This is a genomic window from Angelakisella massiliensis, assembly GCF_900104675.1.
GTDB lineage: Bacteria > Bacillota > Clostridia > Oscillospirales > Ruminococcaceae > Angelakisella > Angelakisella massiliensis.
In genome coordinates, this window is the sequence record NZ_LT629944.1 from 410370 (window position 1) to 428498 (window position 18129).

14 protein-coding genes, 2 tRNA genes and 1 other annotated feature are annotated in these 18129 nt (G+C 51.9%); of the genes, 12 read left to right on the forward strand and 4 right to left on the reverse strand.

From position 1 onward, the window contains the following. The first annotated feature begins 705 nt into the window (after positions 1 to 705). From fucO to BQ5383_RS02455, 3 genes are all read left to right on the forward strand, one after another. Positions 706 to 1851 (forward strand): lactaldehyde reductase, encoded by a 1146-nt coding sequence (gene fucO / locus BQ5383_RS02445; protein WP_071429184.1) that lies wholly within the window; start codon positions 706 to 708, stop codon positions 1849 to 1851. A 207-nt stretch (positions 1852 to 2058) separates the two neighbouring features. Then, positions 2059 to 2295: a binding site (T-box leader), on the forward strand. Positions 2296 to 2352: 57 nt separating this feature from the next. Beyond that, the gene (locus BQ5383_RS02450; protein ID WP_071429185.1) at positions 2353 to 3990 is read left to right on the forward strand and encodes a class I adenylate-forming enzyme family protein; all 1638 of its coding nucleotides are present in this window, start codon (positions 2353 to 2355) and stop codon (positions 3988 to 3990) included. Positions 3991 to 4105: 115 nt separating this feature from the next. Then, positions 4106 to 5659 (forward strand): sodium:solute symporter family protein, encoded by a 1554-nt coding sequence (locus BQ5383_RS02455; protein WP_071429901.1) that lies wholly within the window; start codon positions 4106 to 4108, stop codon positions 5657 to 5659. A 385-nt stretch (positions 5660 to 6044) separates the two neighbouring features. Here the strand turns inward: BQ5383_RS02455 and rsmA are convergent, their stop codons facing one another. Together rsmA and BQ5383_RS02465 are read right to left on the reverse strand one after the other, a co-directional pair. Continuing rightward, positions 6045 to 6914, reverse strand: a complete 870-nt coding sequence (gene rsmA, locus BQ5383_RS02460) for a 16S rRNA (adenine(1518)-N(6)/adenine(1519)-N(6))-dimethyltransferase RsmA (RefSeq protein ID WP_139193323.1) — start codon at positions 6912 to 6914, stop codon at positions 6045 to 6047. Positions 6915 to 7076: 162 nt separating this feature from the next. Then, positions 7077 to 7153: transfer RNA gene (locus tag BQ5383_RS02465), tRNA-Arg, on the reverse strand. A 153-nt stretch (positions 7154 to 7306) separates the two neighbouring features. On the opposite strand from BQ5383_RS02465, the gene BQ5383_RS02470 reads away from it, so the two are divergent. The 3 genes from BQ5383_RS02470 to BQ5383_RS02480 all read left to right on the forward strand — a co-directional run bounded on the left by BQ5383_RS02470 (position 7307) and on the right by BQ5383_RS02480 (position 9008). Next, the gene (locus tag BQ5383_RS02470; RefSeq protein WP_071429187.1) at positions 7307 to 8362 is read left to right on the forward strand and encodes a transglutaminase domain-containing protein; all 1056 of its coding nucleotides are present in this window, start codon (positions 7307 to 7309) and stop codon (positions 8360 to 8362) included. Between the two features lie 93 nt (positions 8363 to 8455). Then, positions 8456 to 8542, forward strand: a tRNA-Leu gene (locus BQ5383_RS02475). A 250-nt stretch (positions 8543 to 8792) separates the two neighbouring features. Next, positions 8793 to 9008 carry a hypothetical protein gene (locus BQ5383_RS02480; RefSeq protein ID WP_071429188.1) on the forward strand — a complete coding sequence of 72 codons (216 nt, stop codon included), beginning with the start codon at positions 8793 to 8795 and terminating at the stop codon, positions 9006 to 9008. A gap of 341 nt (positions 9009 to 9349) precedes the next feature. Here BQ5383_RS02480 and BQ5383_RS02485 read toward each other — a convergent pair whose 3' ends face one another. Continuing rightward, positions 9350 to 10213: a MurR/RpiR family transcriptional regulator gene (locus BQ5383_RS02485; protein WP_071429189.1), complete on the reverse strand. Its 864-nt coding sequence runs from the start codon at positions 10211 to 10213 to the stop codon at positions 9350 to 9352. Between the two features lie 337 nt (positions 10214 to 10550). Here BQ5383_RS02485 and BQ5383_RS02490 point away from each other — a divergent pair, with 337 nt between their 5' ends. From BQ5383_RS02490 to BQ5383_RS02520, 6 genes are all read left to right on the forward strand, one after another. Continuing rightward, entirely contained in the window at positions 10551 to 11336 is a 786-nt protein-coding gene (locus BQ5383_RS02490; RefSeq protein WP_071429190.1) for a glycerophosphodiester phosphodiesterase, read from the forward strand. Between the two features lie 236 nt (positions 11337 to 11572). Then, complete coding sequence (locus BQ5383_RS02500; protein WP_071429192.1) at positions 11573 to 12982, forward strand: ABC transporter substrate-binding protein; 1410 nt, start codon at positions 11573 to 11575, stop codon at positions 12980 to 12982. 81 nt (positions 12983 to 13063) lie between these two features. Then, the gene (locus BQ5383_RS02505; RefSeq protein ID WP_071429193.1) at positions 13064 to 13939 is read left to right on the forward strand and encodes a carbohydrate ABC transporter permease; all 876 of its coding nucleotides are present in this window, start codon (positions 13064 to 13066) and stop codon (positions 13937 to 13939) included. Continuing rightward, the gene (locus BQ5383_RS02510; protein WP_071429194.1) at positions 13936 to 14772 is read left to right on the forward strand and encodes a carbohydrate ABC transporter permease; all 837 of its coding nucleotides are present in this window, start codon (positions 13936 to 13938) and stop codon (positions 14770 to 14772) included. Before BQ5383_RS02505 ends, BQ5383_RS02510 begins: the two co-directional genes overlap by 4 nt. A gap of 73 nt (positions 14773 to 14845) precedes the next feature. After that, entirely contained in the window at positions 14846 to 15523 is a 678-nt protein-coding gene (locus BQ5383_RS02515) for a PHP-associated domain-containing protein (protein ID WP_071429195.1), read from the forward strand. Between the two features lie 42 nt (positions 15524 to 15565). Next, positions 15566 to 16594, forward strand: a complete 1029-nt coding sequence (locus BQ5383_RS02520; RefSeq protein ID WP_071429196.1) for a zinc-dependent alcohol dehydrogenase family protein — start codon at positions 15566 to 15568, stop codon at positions 16592 to 16594. 510 nt (positions 16595 to 17104) lie between these two features. Here the strand turns inward: BQ5383_RS02520 and BQ5383_RS02525 are convergent. After that, complete coding sequence (locus tag BQ5383_RS02525; RefSeq protein WP_071429197.1) at positions 17105 to 18034, reverse strand: LysR family transcriptional regulator; 930 nt, start codon at positions 18032 to 18034, stop codon at positions 17105 to 17107. Positions 18035 to 18129: the final 95 nt, after the last annotated feature.

Sequence of the window (18129 nt, forward strand, 5' to 3'; positions counted from 1 at the left end):
ATACCCCCGGTTTCGCGCCCCGGTGGGCGCGGGTCGTGGTATAAAAATCAGGCACATGTCCCTCTGCGTGTGCCGAAGGGATTCGGCACACCTCCAGGGGGACCCAGTCCCCCTAGATACGATTCTGGTTCCTGATGAAACCAGAATCGATACCCCCGGTTTCGCGCCCCGGTGGGCGCGGGTCGTGGTATAAAAATCAGGCACATGTCCCTCTGCGTGTGCCGAAAGGATTCGGCACACCTCCAGGGGGGCCCAGTCCCCCTGGATACGATTCTGGTTCCTGATGAAACCAGAATCGATACCCCCGGTTTCGCGCCCCGGTGGGCGCGGGTCGTGGTATAAAAATCAGGCACATGTCCCTCTGCGTGTGCCGAAGGGATTCGGCACACCTCCAGGGGGACCCAGTCCCCCTAGATACGATTCTGGTTCCTGATGAAACCAGAATCGATACCCCCGGTTTCGCGCCCCGGTGGGCGCGGGTCGTGGTATAAAAATCAGGCACATGTCCTGATTTTTATGATTTTGAAATTTGCTTTTTCACGATTTGGTTTTTGTACAGTCTGGACCGATCTTTCACTGAAGTGACAGATCGGTTTTTTTGTCACTTTCTTTTTGCCCCAAAGATTGTTAAAATGTAGACATGAAGAGCCGGAACCACACCAGGCGGAACCGGCAAACAGCGGTATGAAAAGGAGACTGATGAAAATGGCCAACAGAATCATGCTCAATGAAACCTCTTATCATGGCGCGGGCGCCATCAACGAGATCGCTACCGAAGCCAAAGCCAGAGGCTTCCGGAAAGCCTTTGTCTGCTCCGATCCGGACCTGATCCGTTTCGGCGTCACCGGCAAGGTGACCAAGGTCCTGGAGGACGCGGCTATCGACTATGAAATTTATTCCGATATCAAGGCCAACCCCACCATCGAAAATGTACAGAACGGTGTGGCCGCTTTCAAAGCCGCCAAGGCAGACCACATTGTTGCCATCGGCGGCGGGTCCTCCATGGATACCGCCAAGGCAATCGGCATTATCATCGCCAATCCCGAGTTTGAGGACGTCAGAAGCCTGGAGGGTGTCGCTCCCACCAAGAATCCTTGTGTCCCCATCATTGCTGTTCCCACCACCGCTGGCACTGCCGCTGAGGTGACCATCAACTACGTCATCACCGACGTGGAGCGGAAGAGAAAATTTGTCTGCGTCGATCCTCATGATATGCCGGTGGTAGCCATTGTCGATCCCGATATGATGGCCACCATGCCCAAAGGACTGACCGCCGCCACTGGTATGGACGCTTTGACCCATGCCATTGAAGGATATATCACCAAGGCCGCCTGGGAAATGACCGATATGTTCCATCTCAAAGCCATTGAGATCATCTCCCGTTCCCTCCGGGGCGCTGTAGCCAATGAAAAGGCTGGCCGTGACGGCATGGCTCTGGGCCAGTATATCGCCGGTATGGGCTTCTCCAATGTTGGCCTGGGTATCGCCCATTCCATGGCTCATACTCTGGGCGCCGTCTATGACACTCCCCACGGCGTGGCCTGCGCCATGATGCTCCCCATCGTGATGGCCTATAACGCGGAGTGCACCGGTGAAAAATATCGGGAAATCGCCCGGGCCATGGGTGTTGCCAACGTGGACCAGATGAGCGTGGAGGAATACAGAAAAGCTGCGGTGGACGCGGTACAGCAGCTCTCCATTGACGTAGGCATCCCCACCAAGCTCAGCGCCCTCAAGGAGGAGGACCTTCAGTTCCTGGCGGAGTCCGCCTATGCCGACGCCTGCCGTCCCGGCAATCCCAAGGACACCAGCGTGGAGGACCTTAAGGAGCTGTTCCGCAAGCTGATGTAAGGAAACATATCATTGCGCTGTCCTTTTTCAGGGGATCGCTTCCAGGGTGCGGCCGCATCCCGGGAGCGGTCCCCCGTTTGCTTTCTGAGGCAGCCATGGCTGGGAGAGGGCGCCCCGGCAGGTTCCAAAACTGACCTGGAGCTGTTTTTTTGAAATTCCTCTTGACTTCATCGAGTAAAAGTGGTACAGTATTGCCAACAAATAGCGTTTAACGCGGTGATGGAGACCAATTAAGCCCTGAGAACCTTCCTGCAGAGAGCTGTCGGCTGGTGAAAGACAGCGGAGACTCAACGGCCCAAATACCCTCCTGAGCGGCCTGCCGAACAGCAATCAGTAAGCAGTGACGGGTGCGCCCGATACAGCGCCAGGGTCTGTTGGGACCCGTTGAGGCCGTCCTTTGGGCGGTAAACTGAGGTGGTACCACGGGAAATTCTCGTCCTCTGCAAGATCAAATTGCAGAGGACGTTTTTTATTATCTAGTGAAGCAAAGGAGACAGGATGATGGTCATTACAGACTTTTTGGAGCGCAATGCCCGGCTGTATCGGGATGAAACGGCTTTGGTGGAAATCAACCCCTCTCACGAGCGGGACAAGGCGGTGACCTGGCGGGAGTTCAGCCTCATTGAGCGTACCCGTCCCGACGCCCCCTATCGCCGGGAAATGACCTGGAGCCAGTTTGATAAAAAAGCCAACCGTTTCGCCAATCTGCTGCTGAGCCGGGGGCTGAAAAAGGGCACCAAGGTAGGAATTCTGCTGATGAACTGTCTGGAATGGCTGCCCATCTATTTCGGCATTCTCAAGGCGGGATGTCTGGCAGTACCGCTCAACTTCCGTTATTCTTCCGAGGAGATCCAGTATTGCCTGGGTCTGGCGGATGTGGAAGCCCTTGTGTTCGGTCCTGAGTTTGTGGACCGGCTGGAGCCCATTCTCCCCGCCCTGGACCAAGTCCGTATCCGCTTCTATGTAGGCAAACAGGTTCCCGCCTTCGCGGAAAGCTATCAGGAGCTGGTGCGCTACTGCTCTTTGGAGGCGCCTCCCGTCTGCCTGGAGCAGGAGGACCTGGCGGCCATTTACTTCTCCTCCGGCACCACCGGATTTCCCAAGGCCATCCTCCATAATCACAGGGCCCTTTATTCCGCCTGCCTGACAGAGCAGCATCACCACGGCCAAACCCATGAGGATGTATTTTTGTGCATCCCTCCCCTTTATCACACCGGCGCCAAGATGCATTGGTTCGGCTCTCTGATTTCCGGCGGCAAGGCGGTACTTCTGCGGGGCGTCTCCCCTCAATGGATCCTTCGGGCGGTCACCGAGGAGAAATGTACCATCGTCTGGCTGCTGGTGCCATGGGCTCAGGATATCCTGGACGCCATTGACAACGGTTCCGTCAATCTGGATCATTATCTGCTGGATCAGTGGCGGCTGATGCATATCGGCGCTCAGCCGGTCCCCCCCAGCCTGATCCACCGGTGGCAGAAGATTTTCCCGCACCACGCCTATGATACCAACTATGGTCTGAGCGAATCCATCGGCCCCGGCTGCGTCCATCTGGGAGTGGAGAACATCCACAAGGTGGGCGCCATCGGCAAACCCGGTTATCAGTGGCAGGCCAAGGTGGTGGATGAACTGGGCCGGGAGGTTTCCCAGGGCGAGGTTGGGGAACTAGCGGTCAAAGGCCCCGGCGTAATGCTGTGCTACTACAAAAATCCGGAGGCTACCGCTGAAGTGCTTCGGGACGGCTGGCTGTTCACCGGGGATATGGCCCAGGTGGATGAGGATGGCTTTATCTACCTGGTGGACCGGAAGAAAGATGTGGTCATCTCCGGCGGTGAAAACCTGTATCCTGTCCAGATCGAGGACTTTCTGCGCAGATATGACAAGATCAAGGATGTGGCGGTCATTGGTCTGCCTGATCCCAGACTGGGCGAGATTGCCGCCGCTATTATTGAAGTCAAGGAAGGCATGAGCTGCACCCAGGAGGAAATTGAAGCCTTCTGCCAGGAGCTGCCCCGGTATAAACGTCCCCGCAAAATCATCTTTGATCGTATTCCCCGCAATCCCACCGGCAAGATCGAAAAGCCCGCTTTGCGCAAAAAGTATTACCATGGCCGTTTGGTGGAGGCTCAAACAACCAATTGATCCAGTGTTGAACCGTGTTTTCCCAGAGAGCTGATGCTGCGGACCATAGGGAAAACTCCCCTTTCTTCACTGGTTTTCAAGTCCATTCCAGAGAGGAGTCTTCTTTATGTCCGATATGGCAATCAAGCTTTCCCTGCTGATCTTATTTTTCGCCGTGATGGTAGGCATCGGCCTCTATTGCCGCCGTCATGCATCGGATGTGGCAGGATTTGTGCTGGGCGGCCGGTCTGTGGGACCGTGGCTTACCGCCTTTGCTTATGGTACCAGTTATTTTTCCGCTGTGGTTTTTGTGGGCTACGCCGGGCAATTCGGCTGGCGCTATGGCATCGCCGCCACCTGGGCCGGACTGGGCAACGCTTTTCTGGGCTCCTTGCTGGCGTGGGTGGTGCTGGGACGCCGCACCAGAGTAATGACCCAGCATCTGGACAGCGCCACCATGCCGGAGTTCTTCGGGCGTCGCTTTGAAAGCCGCCGCCTGAAGTTGGCCGCGTCGGTGATCATTTTTCTGTTCCTCATCCCCTACACCGCCAGCCTCTACAACGGCCTCAGCCGCCTGTTCGCCATGGCTTTTGATGTGGATTATGAGCTTTGCGTGGCTGTAATGGCCATCCTTACCGGCGTTTACGTCATTGCGGGAGGATATATGGCTACCGCCATCAACGACTTCATCCAAGGCATCATCATGCTGGTGGGAATCTGTGCTGTCATTGGCGCCGTACTTCAAAGCCAGGGAGGCTTTCTAACCGCTTTGGACAGTCTGGCCCGGGTCTCAGACCCCACGGTTTCCAATACGCCCGGTGTGTTCGCCTCCTTTTTCGGGCCGGACCCTCTCAATCTTCTGGGTGTCGTGCTCCTGACCAGCCTGGGCACCTGGGGTCTGCCTCAGATGGTGCAGAAGTTCTATGCCATTAAAAACGAGGCCTCCATCAGCAAGGGGACGGTGATTTCCACCGCCTTTGCCGCCATCGTGGCCGGAGGCTGCTATTTCCTTGGCGGCTTTGGCCGGCTTTACAGCGATAAAGTGGATGTGGCCTCCCAGGGCTATGACGCCATTATTCCCACCATGCTCTCGGGCCTGCCCACTTTTCTCATTGCTGTAGTGGTCATTCTGGTGCTTTCCGCCTCCATGTCCACCCTCTCCTCTCTGGTGCTTACCTCCAGTTCCACTTTAACGCTGGACTTCATTCAGGGCAACCTCATTAAACACATGGGAGAAAAACAAAAGCTTCGCTGGATGCGGGCTCTGGTGGTGGTCTTTATTGCCATTTCAGTGGTGCTGGCCATCATTCAATACCGTTCCAGCGTCACCTTCATCGCTCAGCTGATGGGCATCTCCTGGGGCGCTTTGGCCGGCGCTTTTCTGGCCCCCTTCCTCTATGGGCTGTATTGGAAGCGGACTACAAGATCCGCCTGTGCCGCCAGCTTTTTCTTCTCCACAACGGTCATGCTGGCCAACATTCTGGTGGGAGAACTGTTTCCTCCCCTTCTGCGTTCCCCCATCAATTGCGGAGCCTTTTGTATGCTGGCCGGTTTGGTGCTGGTGCCTTTGGTCAGCCTCTTTACTTCTCCCCCGGACAGCCGCCAGGTGGAAAAAATCTTTTCCTGCTACGATCAGACCATCACCGTCACCATGCGGGACTCCATCGGCCGCCCGGAACGGAAAAAGTGATTCCTTTCAGCGTCCCCAAAAAGTCCGGCACGCTTCCACGGGGCTCAGTACCCTTTGGATCTGCCTTGGCTTTCCCGCTGAGTGGGGGCTTGGGCACTGGTCGTGGTGTCATCATCCCAGAGTGTCTGTTATATTATTGTCTGGGACGGTAGGCGGACGTTGTTTGCTCCCATCCATGGGGGCAATGGTTCCCTTCATCCCCTGTATTCGGGGTATCAAAATCAAAGCCCTGTCCTGATTTTGATCAGTTTGTATGGTTGTTCCTCAAAACAGATTTTTCGGCAATCCGGTAATTTTCTTTTATTTTTCCTCATCAAAAAGCCCCTGGAATATCGCCATTCATTCAGGCCATATTCCAGGGGCTCTTTTTGGTATTCTCCTTTATTTACCGCTGCTCACGAAAATCCCACAGACAGTTTGCAAGGGCCGCAAAATCTTCCAATGTCAGCTCTTCCGCCCGGGCATTTTCCCGCACTCCGGCTTTTTCCAGCAGTTCCCGCACTTTTTCCTTCTCCATGGCCAAAGCTGAGGACAGGGTATTCAAAATCGTTTTTCGCCTTTGTCCGAAAGCTCCCCGTACCACTGTAAAAAACAGTTTTTCATCCCGCACTTCCACCGGGGGCTTTTGGTTGACATCCAAACGAATCACGGCGGAATCCACATCCGGCGCCGGGAGAAACGATCCCCTGGATACTGGAAAGAGCATTTGAGGGGTACTGTAATAATGGACCGCCGCGGTGATGGCCCCCGCCTGCCTGGAACCGGGCTTGGCGCAGATTCGCTGGGCGGCTTCTTTCTGTACCATGACGGTGATGGAGCGAATAGGCAGCCGCTGCTCCAACAAAGCCATTAAAATAGGCGAGGTAATATAATAAGGGAGATTGGCGCAAACCACTACTTCCATGCCGGAAAATTCCTGCTGGATCAGCTGAGGGAGATTCACTTTCAGCACATCTTCATTGATGATTTTAATGTTGTCAAACTCGGCCAGCGTTTCATCCAAAATCGGCAGCAGCCGGCTGTCGATCTCAATACAGACCACCTTTTTTGCCCGCCGTGCCAGCTCCGCCGTCAGCACGCCCACACCTGCGCCGATTTCGATCACTCCACGCTCCGGGCTTGCTCCCCCCTGCTCTGCGATTCGGGGACAAACGGAGGGATTCACAATAAAATTCTGTCCTAACGCTTTGGAAAAAGTAAAGCCGTTACGTTCCATGATCTCTTTGATCACGGATCTGTTGGTTAACGGTTCCAAAGGTGTTTCCTCCCCTCTCATTGAAACAATGGCTTTCCACGGCTGCCCACCACCGCCTCAAAACCCAATAAGGAAAGGGTGGGATATATGGGTATCAGGCTGTCCGGACCCGATTTACGGAAGATAAAAAAATATCGGAGCAAAGCGAACTTTGCTCCGACGTGGTGCGCGCGGAGGGACTCGAACCCCCGACCTACTGATTCGTAGTCAGTCACTCTATCCAGCTGAGCTACGCACGCATATCCAAAAGACAGCTTAATTATATTAGCACACTTTTCTCGGTTCGTCAACACATTTTGCAAAAAAATATTCCAAAAACTTTCTGCTGGCTGTAAAAAGGAAAAAGTAGTATACTGATCTGGAAAATTTGTACCCAAAATAAGGAGACGGTTATGGAGTATTACTATTATTCTCACCTTGCCAAAGCTGAACAGGCCATTTACCGCGCAATGCTGGATGGCATTTCCTCCCTTTCCCTCTCCTTTGCCGTACCCAAAGCGGAACTGACGGCACTCAACAGCATTTTATTTCGGCTTCGTCTGGATCACCCGGAGATTTTCTATGTCACCGGCTTTTCCTGCCGCATTCATCCCGACGCCTCCTGCGTCACCATGCTGCCGGATTATCTTTTTGACCGCAGCAAAGTCCGGGAGCATCAAAAGGCGCTCTCCACCCGGGTCCGACGGCTGGCTGACGGGGCCAAAAATATGAGTGAGGTTGAAAAGGAGCAATATATCCACGACTTCATCTGCCGCAATGTTCGCTATGACAAACTGAAAAAAGCATATTCTCACGAAATTATCGGTCCTTTGGGCCAGGGAGTAGGGGTATGTGAAGGGATTGCAAAAACTGTCAAAATTCTCTGTGACGCTTTGGGGCTTTGGTGTATCATCGCCATCTCCGAAGCCGCCCCGGACAAAGGGATCAAATATCGCCATGCCTGGAACATCATCCGCCTGAAAGGACAATATTATCATCTGGACGCCACCTTTGACGGTACCCTTACAGGAGAAGATCTCTTGCGGTATGACTATTTCAATCTGGATGACCGGTGGATATTCCGGGATCATCAGCCGGTTCTCTTCCCTGTTCCCGCCTGTGCCGACAGTGCCCAAAGCTATTACCGAAGCCGGAAGCTGTCCTTCACCAAAGAGGAAGAGGTCTGCAAACGTGCTGCCCAGGCAATTCGCAAAGGACTTCCTCTGGCGGTACATTGGAGAGGGGGCTTTCTTACCAGGGAGGTATTGGTTCGGCTCATGGAGCAGCTGGAGCAGGCTGCCCGGCAAAAAGGCCGCCATGTTCAGCTGTCCCTGAACTGGCCCCAGGCTGTGCTTTGTCTGCGCTTTCCTCAGACCGTACCCCAGCAAACCCTTATTACTGAAGAGGCAAACGAGGGTGAGCAGGATGGTGAAGGCTCCTCTTGTGAGCATCAGGTCACAGGCTGCTGATGGACGCTCCGGGAGCAGCTCAATCTTGACTTTTTTCCTCTGGTATTGTAAACTTAGTGACAATGGATTTTACAAATTCATATGGAATCCTATGCCGCTATGGTGGAATTGGCAGACACAAGGGACTTAAAATCCCTCGGAAGAAATTCCGTACCGGTTCGACCCCGGTTAGCGGCACCACCAGGCAAGGGCCTGGAGCCAAGTCGCACTCCAGGTCCTTTCTTTTATCTAAAAATTGCGGCCTGCGTTCAAGCGATCTAAAGTGTTCGCCATCGCCACCAGGCAAGGGCCTGGAGCCACCGGCTAGGGCCGGAGCCAAGTCGCGTTCCAGTCCTTCCTGATATCCAAAGAAGTCAGCCCGCGTCCGGGCAGGCAAAAATCGTTTTCTCCTTCAAAGCCCATTGCAAATATGATGACAGGGGGAAAGATCATGCAAAAGGTAGTTTACATCAGCAATAGCCGTGATTTCACGGAACAAAGGGATATTAATGACAATCGATATCTGGTCCGCATCAACAAGCTGTTGGAGGAAGGCTGGGTCATTTCACAAATGAATACCCAAACCGTTCCTGTTGATCCTAAACTGGAAAACTATCTCCACAAAGAAACCCTTGTATCCTTTGTGATTTTGGAAAAGCCTGAATAACCGGTCAGGTCCTGGAGCCAAGTCGCGCTCCAGGACCTTTCTTTTTATCCAAAACTGCTGCCCGCGTCCAACGTGTTCTAAAATGTCCGCCATAATAAGCCAAGGCCTGGAGCCAAATCACGCTCCAGGCCTTTTCTTTTTGTCCAAAACTGTGCCCACGGCCTGATCAGTTTAAATGCCGACCAAGATGGGGAATCAAATGGTCCCCTGTTTTTTCCAGTATGATTGTTGTGCTTTCTCTCCCAGCAGCTGAGCTTTGAAGGCTTTCATCCAGCTCCTGCCCATCTCCCTCCTGAACGGGAGATAAAACACACCCTTTCCCTGACCGCGCCGCTTTTCTGTCAGTCCCGGATGCTGGGGAAAATGATGGTATTTCTGGCGTAAATTTTGGAGATGGACTCATCATAATCCTGGCAGGCCAGGGTGATGACGAGGGAATCCAAAATACAGTTGTGGGAAGTGCGGGAAGCAACCACAGCATCATCTGTCATATAAGGAATGTCTCCCGGAGGCGCATAGAGAATAATATCCGCCGATTCACAAAGAGGAGAATCGGTATAACTTGTTACCGCGATGGTGGCGGCCCCACTGTGATGGGCAACATACAGCGATTCTACCGTATCATGGGTATGGCCTGAATAAGAAATTCCAATGGCTACATCCTCCGGTCCCAGGTTCAGGGCCATCGTACGCATCATAACGCCGCTGACGGCAGTGGCGACCTGATAACCGAACTGATAAAAATGATAGGCGGCATTGGTCACAACAGATTCCGAGCTGCCCGTTCCCAGCAGCAGAATATGCCGTGCTTTATGGAGGAGGCTGACCGCCTTGTCCACCTGTTCCATATCAATTTGGCGGATGGTCTCATAAAGAGAATTGATATTGCTGGTAAAAGTTTTATTGAAAATATCTTTTGCCTTATCTCCTCTCTTGATAGCAGGGAGCAAAAGGGGCTCCTCTTTCTTGGAGGTTTCTTCCAAAAACTTATATTTGAGTTCCGCATATCCACTCAAACCGATGGCTTTACAGAAGCGCACAACGGCAGAGTTGGCCACCCCGGCGGCAATAGCCAGGTCCTGTATATGCATTTTGGAGATAGAATCACTGTGGGTCAGGATATAGTCTGCAACACGCTTTTCCCCATAGGTAAGATTTTGGTACCGCTGCCGAATCATCAGTAACATGGACGGCTTTTGTTCCACAAGTCTCCCTCCTGCTGTCTTGATTTTACCGGATGGCTTTATTATATCAGAAACCAGCTCGCATTTCAATATAGAAATATTTCTAGAAATAATATTTTCATTTTTTATTTCTCGAAAATTCCGTGTAAAATTTAAGTTTATTTTTAAAATATGAGATTATATCAAGGATTTAAAGCTTATTTAAAGAAAAGAAAAATTTCTAATTTATTTCTTTTTATTATTGACATCAGAATTTTTATATGCTAATATCCAGTCACAGGGAACAAAATTAGAAAATTATCCAAGCAAATACTGTTCAAATCAGATCAAGGGTCGAAATTCTGAAGGAGATGACGATATGGACGGATTATGTCGGACAGGAAATAACAGGGAGCGAAAATATCCCCGTCTCATCGCCCACCGGGGGCTCAGCTGGGCAATGCCGGAAAATACGGTTGCTTCCTTTGCGGCGGCCATTGCTTTGGGAGCTGACGAGATCGAGTTCGATCTGTGGGCCACCAAAGATGATCAGCTGGTGGTTTGCCATGACAGCTCAGTGGACCGCACATCCAACGGCAGCGGAGAAATCTCTTCTTTGAGATGGGATGAAATCAAAGATTTAGATGCCGGCAGCTGGAAGGATGAAATTTGGACCGGTTTACGGTTCAGCACCTTTGAAGATATCCTCCGTTTGTTTGGACGCCGCGTAATCTTCAACATTCACATCAAAGGCGCCAGCGACAACGCCAATGCCGCGGCGCAAGGAGGCCATTCCTTCCAAAAGCGGCATATGGAGCAGGTTGTCTCTCTGATCCGGAAATATGATTGCGAGGACTGGTGTTATATTGCCGGAGACAGCGATATTTTGCAGCTGGCAATCCAGGTGGATGAAAGCATCCAGCGTTGCAGTCTGTGCGGCTGTTTCGACTATACGATTGTGGACGCGGCCATCAAGTACGGCTGCAAAAAGCTCCAGTTTTTAAAGCCCTATTACAATCAGGAAATGATCGAAAAGGCCCACCGCCATGGCATTACCTGCAATATGTTCTGGTCGGATGACCCTGAGGAAGCCAAAAAATTTCTGGAAGAAGGAATTGACTCCATTCTGACCAACCGCTTCAATCTGCTCAAGGATATCATTTAAAGGGCAGCTGTAAAAAGGGATTTTTACCCTCATAAAACAATGGGTGATCTACAGGGCGGAACAAAACAGCGGTCTGCATGGCCTCATTCCTGGCAGGCAGCGTCTTCTTTCTGGATACTGAGGGAAAAATATAATTGTGGGGGAAATCCGATCCTGGAAAACCGTATTGCCTTTTGTCCACTGAGGGTAGTGAAAATGGAAAAGAAACTTGTTGATGAAAAGGAGCTGGAAAGAAAATGAAACCCAAAAAGCTGATTGCAATTTTGGCCGCGCTGAGTATGGTATCAGGGCTGCTGCTTTCTGTGGGATGTTCCTCCGGCACGGAGAGTTCCTCCTCCGGGAGCGCTCCCGCCTCCGGAAGCGTTTCCGCCACAGGCGAAGCCTCCGGGGACGCGGACAAGCCCTATGCAGGCACCACCATCCACGTTCTGCTTAACACCCATGAATACTACGACATTGCCGATACATACATTCCCGAGTTTGAGGAAGCCACCGGTATCGATGTAGTTATGGAGCATGTGGAGCGTGTTTCTCTGGCTACCAAGCAGGAAATGGAACTGGGAGCCCATACCGGCGCCTATGACATCATGCTCATCGACCCCAGCAAGGCCACAAGATATTATGAAGCCGGCTGGGTGGAGCCATTGGGAGAGTGGATCGCTTCTGAGGACCCCGCCATCACCGACCCGGATTTTGACATCAACGACTATATCTCCGCCTATACCGATCTGCTGACCGTGGACGGCAATCTGTGCGGCTTGCCGGCGGTGGGCGAAACAACTATGCTTTTCTATCGGAAAGACCTGTTTGAGCAGGCTGGAATCGACAAGGTCCCTGAGACCTGGGACGAAGTGGAGCAGGCTTGCATCAAGCTGAAGGCTCTGGACGTTGACGCCATCGGTTTGAGAGCAAGAGCGGGCGAAGGTCTTAACTGCTACATCTGGCCTTCTTTCCTCTATGCTTACGGCGGCAGCTATGTGGACGAAAACGGCTATCCTGTTCTCAACAGTCCTGAGGCCGTGGCAGCTACCCAGAAGTTCGCTGATATGATCAATAATTATGGTCCTGTGGGCGGCAGCGACATGACCCACGCTGAGCATATCACCTCTTTCCAGCAAGGAAATCTGGCTATGTTCTATGATGCCTCTGTTTTCAACAACAACTTCTCTGATCCTGAGCTTTCCAAGGTCACCGATGTGTGGATGGCCGCCCCCGCCCCCATGGGTTCCAACGGACAAGGCGCCTCCGCTGCCGCCACCCATGCTCTGATGCTGGTCAAAGACAGCAAAAACAAGGAAGCTGCCTGGCAGTTTATGCAGTGGTACACCGGCAAAGATCTTCAGAGACGGGTTGCCCTGGACAGCAAGACCTTCGGCGCTGTTGTTCATCAGTCTGTAATGGATGATCCCGAGTATCTGGAAATCTTCGGCGGACACAACTGGGTGGAATCTTTCCATAAATCTCTGGAGCGGATGCGTCCCGACTACCGCTTGGTTTCTTATGCTGAATGGCCTTACATCGGCGACCGGATCGGCAGAGCCATCCAGGATACAATCACCGGAATCGGTACAGCCCAGGAAAACATGGATGCCCTCAATGAAGAACTGACACAGTTTTTTATTGAAAACGGCTATGTAAAGCAATAAGCATCCCACAGCTTGTGATCATGACATTTATCCGGCTTGCGTCCCTGTGGCGCAAGCCGGACTGCTTAAAAGGAGGAAACCATGCAAAGTAAGATCGCGCAGAAGCGGACGCTGATACTCATGCTGGTACCATGCCTGGTAATTCTTTGCGTCATCATCATCATTCCCCTGATAAACCTGTTTGTCTACAGCTTTTATGACTACAAGCTGTCCAATCCCAACGGGATGGAGTTTATTGGATGGAAAAATTACAGCAAGGTCATCAAAGACAAGGAGTTTCTCAACTCGCTGATTGTTACGGGAAAATATGTGTTTGGCGTGCTCATCACACAGATTCCCATGGGGCTTTTATTTGTGGAGGTCCTCAGTCACATCAAAAAGGGCTCCGGCCTGATCAAATCACTTATCATGCCTCCTATGGTGGTGCCCGGCGTTGTGGCCGCGGTGATTTGGCGGCTGATGTATCATCCTTCCACAGGTCTGATCAACTATTTTTTAGGAGTTTTCGGCATTGAACACGCATGGCTGGCAGACCCCAAAACCACTTTGGCCAGCCTGATCGTGGTGGATTTCTGGCAAAACACCCCCTTTGTGATTTTGATGATGCTGGCAGGGCGGTCCGCCATATCGGACGACCTGTATGAGGCGGGGAAAATTGACGGCGCCAACGGCTGGCAGCTGTTCCGGCATATCACCCTTCCCCTGCTGCGGGGCAGCCTGATGATCTGCATCCTGTTCCGGATTATCGACTCCCTGAAGGGATTCGCTCATATCAGCCTGATGACAGCCGGCGGCCCGGGAAATGTTTCCACCACCATCAATTACTACGCCTACCGCATGGCCTTCACCTATACAGATATCGGCTACTCCTCCACTCTGGGTGTGTTTATGCTGCTGATGACGACCCTTTTGGCTGTGGTATTGCTGAAGATTTTTAACAAGGGGGCTTCCAATTGAATCGCTCGTTATTCAAACGATATCTTTCCAAAATTGGTTGTTATGCCGTCACTGTCGCGCTGATCATTTTCTTTCTGTTTCCCATCTATTACATCGTCACTATGGCTTTCAAAGTTGATGTGGATGCCATGGCATATCCGCCCAAATGGATTTTTACACCGACATTGAAAAACTTTGTGGAAATTTTTCAGGACGGCGCTCTGATAAAGAGCCTCATCAACAGCGTCATTGTCAGTTCCGCCTGTGTACTGGTGGGGCTGGCGGCAGGTACACCAGCGGCTTATGCCCTGTCCCGTCTTAAATGCAGATGGGTTTCCAGTGTCATGTTTTTTATCCTGGCCGCCCGTTTGATTCCCCCTATGAGCATGCTGCTGCCGATTTTCAGCCTCTTTGTAAAGCTCAATCTGGTCGACACTCACCTGGGACTGATTCTTTTGAACCTCACCTTTGTTCTTCCGCTCAATGTCTGGATGCAGAAAAGCTTTTTTGACGAGGTGCCCAGAGAGATGGAAGAAGCGGCGGAAATCGATGGATGTACGGTGATACAGGCATTTGTTCTGGTCGTTCTTCCTCTGATCGCCCAAGCACTGGTAGCAACCGCCATTTTCTCATGGATACAGGCATGGAACGAGTATCTCTTCGCGCTGACAGTAACCCGCTCCAACGCCAGAACAATCATTGTCGCGGTCAATAACTACATCAATTTTGAGCAGATGCAATGGGGAAAGATCGCCGCTACCTCTGTGATCATCAGTTTGCCGGTGATGGTGTTCAGCTTCTTTGTCAGAAAATACCTGATCAGCGGACTTTCCGCCGGCGGCGTGAAGGCCTGAGACGAAAATCGACATGGGGCAAGGTCAAATGGCCCCCCATCATCAAGGAAGATTGCTTGCACAAGGAGAAAATATGAACACATACAAGTTCGATACTCATGTCCACACCTGTGACACCAGCCGCTGTGGAGTCCTTTCCGCTGTGGAGGTCGCCAGGCTGTACAAAAATGCCGGATATGACGGTATCATCATTACCGATCACTATCACCAGGAATATTTTGACTCTCTGGGAGAAGTGGATTGGGAAACAAAAGCGGAGGCCTTTCTGAAAGGATACCGTGCCGCCCGGGATGAGGGAGCAAGGGTTGGTCTCAAAGTCCTGCTGGGAATGGAAATACGGTTTCCTGAAAGCAACAACGACTACCTGATTTTCGGCATTGATGAATCCTACATACAGCGGCAAGAGGCGCTATACCGGCTGGACCTGTCCGATTTCCGGAAAAAGACCAAGGCGGACGGCGTCACCATTGTCCAGGCTCACCCCTGCAGAGAAGGGCTCACCCTGGCCGATCCATTGCTTCTTGATGGAGTAGAGGTATATAATGGAAACGCCCGACATGATTCTCACAACTCCCTGGCCCGGGCTTTTGCCGAAAAGTACGGCTTGAAGATGACGTCCGGTTCCGACCTGCATGAACGGGAGGACCTGGGCAGGGGCGGCGTTTTGCTGCCTCAAATGCCGGAAACCTCCGCAGACTTTGCCGCCATGCTGCAAAGCGGAAGCATCCTTCAGCTGTTCCAAACCCAGTAAGTACCCGATGAAAAGTGTGATAAAGAAAGGAATGGTCCTTTTATGAAAAAAATGTTTTTTATGGGGGAAGAAAAGTTTCAGCTTCAACAGGTGCCTATGCCGGTACCTGGTCCTGATGAGCTGTTGGTACGCAATGCCGCCTGCGGTGTATGCGGTACGGATATACACATCTTTCATGGAGAACCAGGATCGGCCGAGGTGGTTCCTCCGGTGGTACTGGGCCACGAATACTCCGGTGTGGTGGAAGAAACGGGCAAAAATGTCACCGGTTTCAAAAAAGGGGATCACATTACCGTTGACCCCAACATCTACTGTGGTGTGTGCCGTTTTTGCAGAGGCGGCAAAAAGCAGATGTGCGAAAGCATGGAGGCTATCGGCGTCACCAGAGACGGAGGCTTTGCTGAATACAGCGTGATTCCCGCCTCCCAGGCTTTTCTGCTGAACAAAGACCTTGATCTGGAAGCCGGAGCAATGGCAGAACCTCTGGCCTGCTGCATCCACGGCATCGACCTGGCAAACATCCGCGCCGGCGACACGGTTCTGGTCATTGGCGGCGGAGCCATCGGCTTGCTGATGGTACAGCTGGCAAAACTGTCGGGCGCATCAAAGGTCCTTCTCAGCGAGCCGGTGGCTTTTCGCCGTCAGTTGGGAGAACAACTGGGAGCGGACGCCAGCTTTGATCCTATTTCAAAGAATCCGGCGGAGGAGATTCAGCGTCTTACCGGTTTGCAGGGTGCAGATGTTGTTATTGAGTGCGTAGGAAAAACAGCCGCCACCAAACAAGCTTTTGAAACTGCGGCAAAGGGCGCCACTGTGCTGCTGTTCAGTGTCCCTTCTGTGGAAGCCACCTACCAGCTGCCTCTTTTTGAGGTCTTTAAAAAAGAACTGGTTATTAAAGGCTCCTTTGTCAATCCTGATACACACGCCCGGGCAGTGGAACTGCTTAACAGCGGAAAGGTCCAGGTAAAGCCCCTGTTCACCCACCGCTTCCCTCTGGAAGAAGTGGAAAAAGCCATTGAGATGCAGCAAAGCGCCGAGTCTGTAAAAGTGCTGGTTATCCCCCACTGCTGAGCCGCCGCTCAAAGGAAAGGAGCTGTCTTTCTGTCTCTGCCGGCGCAGGAAACCGTACCAGGAGGGAAAGCTTTACCTGGAGCCCTGGCTTTCAGACAGCTGGCGCAGCTCACCAAAGATGCCTGGATATCTGCATGATCCTTTTGTCTCAAAATTACTGAATCCCAAGCCTGTGACCGCTGTGATTCAGGCTTGAAGGCGGATACAAGTTTAAAGGGCGCTCCCATATGCCAGTGGGAGTGCCCTTTAAGTTTGTTCAGCCCTGAATCTTGCGCCGGAACCTCAGCTTTTGTATGAAACCTGGCTGACGGTCCTTTGAAATTTTTTCTTCATACCCACGTCTCCCCTTCCCGTACTTTCTCCTCAGACATGGGTAATGCTTTTACTCCTGTGCAGGGAAGGATATCCCAACATACTCCTTCAAAACCGGGAAAACGCAGCTGGTCAAAGAGACACTGAGCCTTTGTCAGTGGGAAAGCCCCTGTGATGTCGAGAGATTTCCCGTTCCCATCACAGATTCACAAAAAGCTTTTCGTCCAGAGCATGATGGGCGGGCAGCTGATGAACGATCTCCAAAAAACGCTTCATATATCCTGTCAGGTAGATGCCCTTTTTGTAGCAGACAAAAAAGTTCCGGTATATATCCACATTTTTCAGCGGATATACGTTGTAAAAATACACACCGTTGAGGTCCGCGTAGTCATCGGGACACAGCATGACCGTCCTGCTGTAAGCAACGGTGTTTTTACACACCTCAATATTATCGATCTCAAAGGCCACTTTTGGGGCCAGCCCCTTGGACAAAAAGATGGCGTCCTGTGTGGCACGGATTCCATGGCCCTTTTTGCAGCTGACAAAAACCTCGTTTTGGGCTTCTTCGATGTCAACAGGGGTGCCGAAGGCAAATCTCTTTGCGATCTCACATTCTTTGTTGGCCAGCAGCACTACCCGCTCCTCCTTGATCAGCTCATAGGTCAGGGCGGGATTTTGGGGCGTGGTGGCCAGAAAAGCGAAGTCAATATTATTTTCCAAAATGCTTTTTTCCAGGTCTCCGGAACCACACTCGTGGAAATCCAGCTGCACCTGAGGATATTCCCTGGAAAAAGCGCCGTACAAGTAGGGAACGATTTTAGCCGCCCGCTGTATGGGGATGCCGATATGGATGCATCCCCGCTTTTTTTCCTGAAGCTCCTGGATCTCCCGGTCCAGATTTTCGGTGATCTGGGCGATTTGCTGGGCTGCCCTGATGTACAGCTCCCCCGCAGGAGTCAGGGTCAGCGGCACGGTGGTACGGTCAAAAATGGGCATTCCCAGGCTGTGCTCCGCTGATTTTACGATCTGGCTGAGAGAAGGCTGACTGAGGTACAGCTTTTTTGCCGCGGCTGTAAAGCTGCCTTCCTTCAGGATGGTCATAATATATTCCGCGTGTCTGCTGTTCATAATCACCCATCCTTTTTCTATAATAAAATGCCTATCTGCCCATAGGAAATTATGTAATTGCGAACATATTTTGCTTTATGATACCATAGATTTAT

What these genes read in the sequence shown, in the direction of transcription:
- BQ5383_RS02505 (WP_071429193.1), top strand. Translation starts at nt 13,064, where the DNA reads ATGCAAAGTAAGATCGCGCAGAAGCGGACGCTGATACTCATGCTGGTA.
- BQ5383_RS02520 (WP_071429196.1), top strand. Translation starts at nt 15,566, where the DNA reads ATGAAAAAAATGTTTTTTATGGGGGAAGAAAAGTTTCAGCTTCAACAG.
- BQ5383_RS02470 (WP_071429187.1), top strand. Translation starts at nt 7,307, where the DNA reads ATGGAGTATTACTATTATTCTCACCTTGCCAAAGCTGAACAGGCCATT.
- fucO (WP_071429184.1), top strand. Translation starts at nt 706, where the DNA reads ATGGCCAACAGAATCATGCTCAATGAAACCTCTTATCATGGCGCGGGC.
- BQ5383_RS02525 (WP_071429197.1), bottom strand. Translation starts at nt 18,034, where the DNA reads ATGAACAGCAGACACGCGGAATATATTATGACCATCCTGAAGGAAGGC.
- BQ5383_RS02455 (WP_071429901.1), top strand. Translation starts at nt 4,106, where the DNA reads ATGGCAATCAAGCTTTCCCTGCTGATCTTATTTTTCGCCGTGATGGTA.
- BQ5383_RS02450 (WP_071429185.1), top strand. Translation starts at nt 2,353, where the DNA reads ATGGTCATTACAGACTTTTTGGAGCGCAATGCCCGGCTGTATCGGGAT.
- BQ5383_RS02515 (WP_071429195.1), top strand. Translation starts at nt 14,846, where the DNA reads ATGAACACATACAAGTTCGATACTCATGTCCACACCTGTGACACCAGC.
- BQ5383_RS02500 (WP_071429192.1), top strand. Translation starts at nt 11,573, where the DNA reads ATGAAACCCAAAAAGCTGATTGCAATTTTGGCCGCGCTGAGTATGGTA.
- BQ5383_RS02490 (WP_071429190.1), top strand. Translation starts at nt 10,551, where the DNA reads ATGGACGGATTATGTCGGACAGGAAATAACAGGGAGCGAAAATATCCC.
- BQ5383_RS02480 (WP_071429188.1), top strand. Translation starts at nt 8,793, where the DNA reads ATGCAAAAGGTAGTTTACATCAGCAATAGCCGTGATTTCACGGAACAA.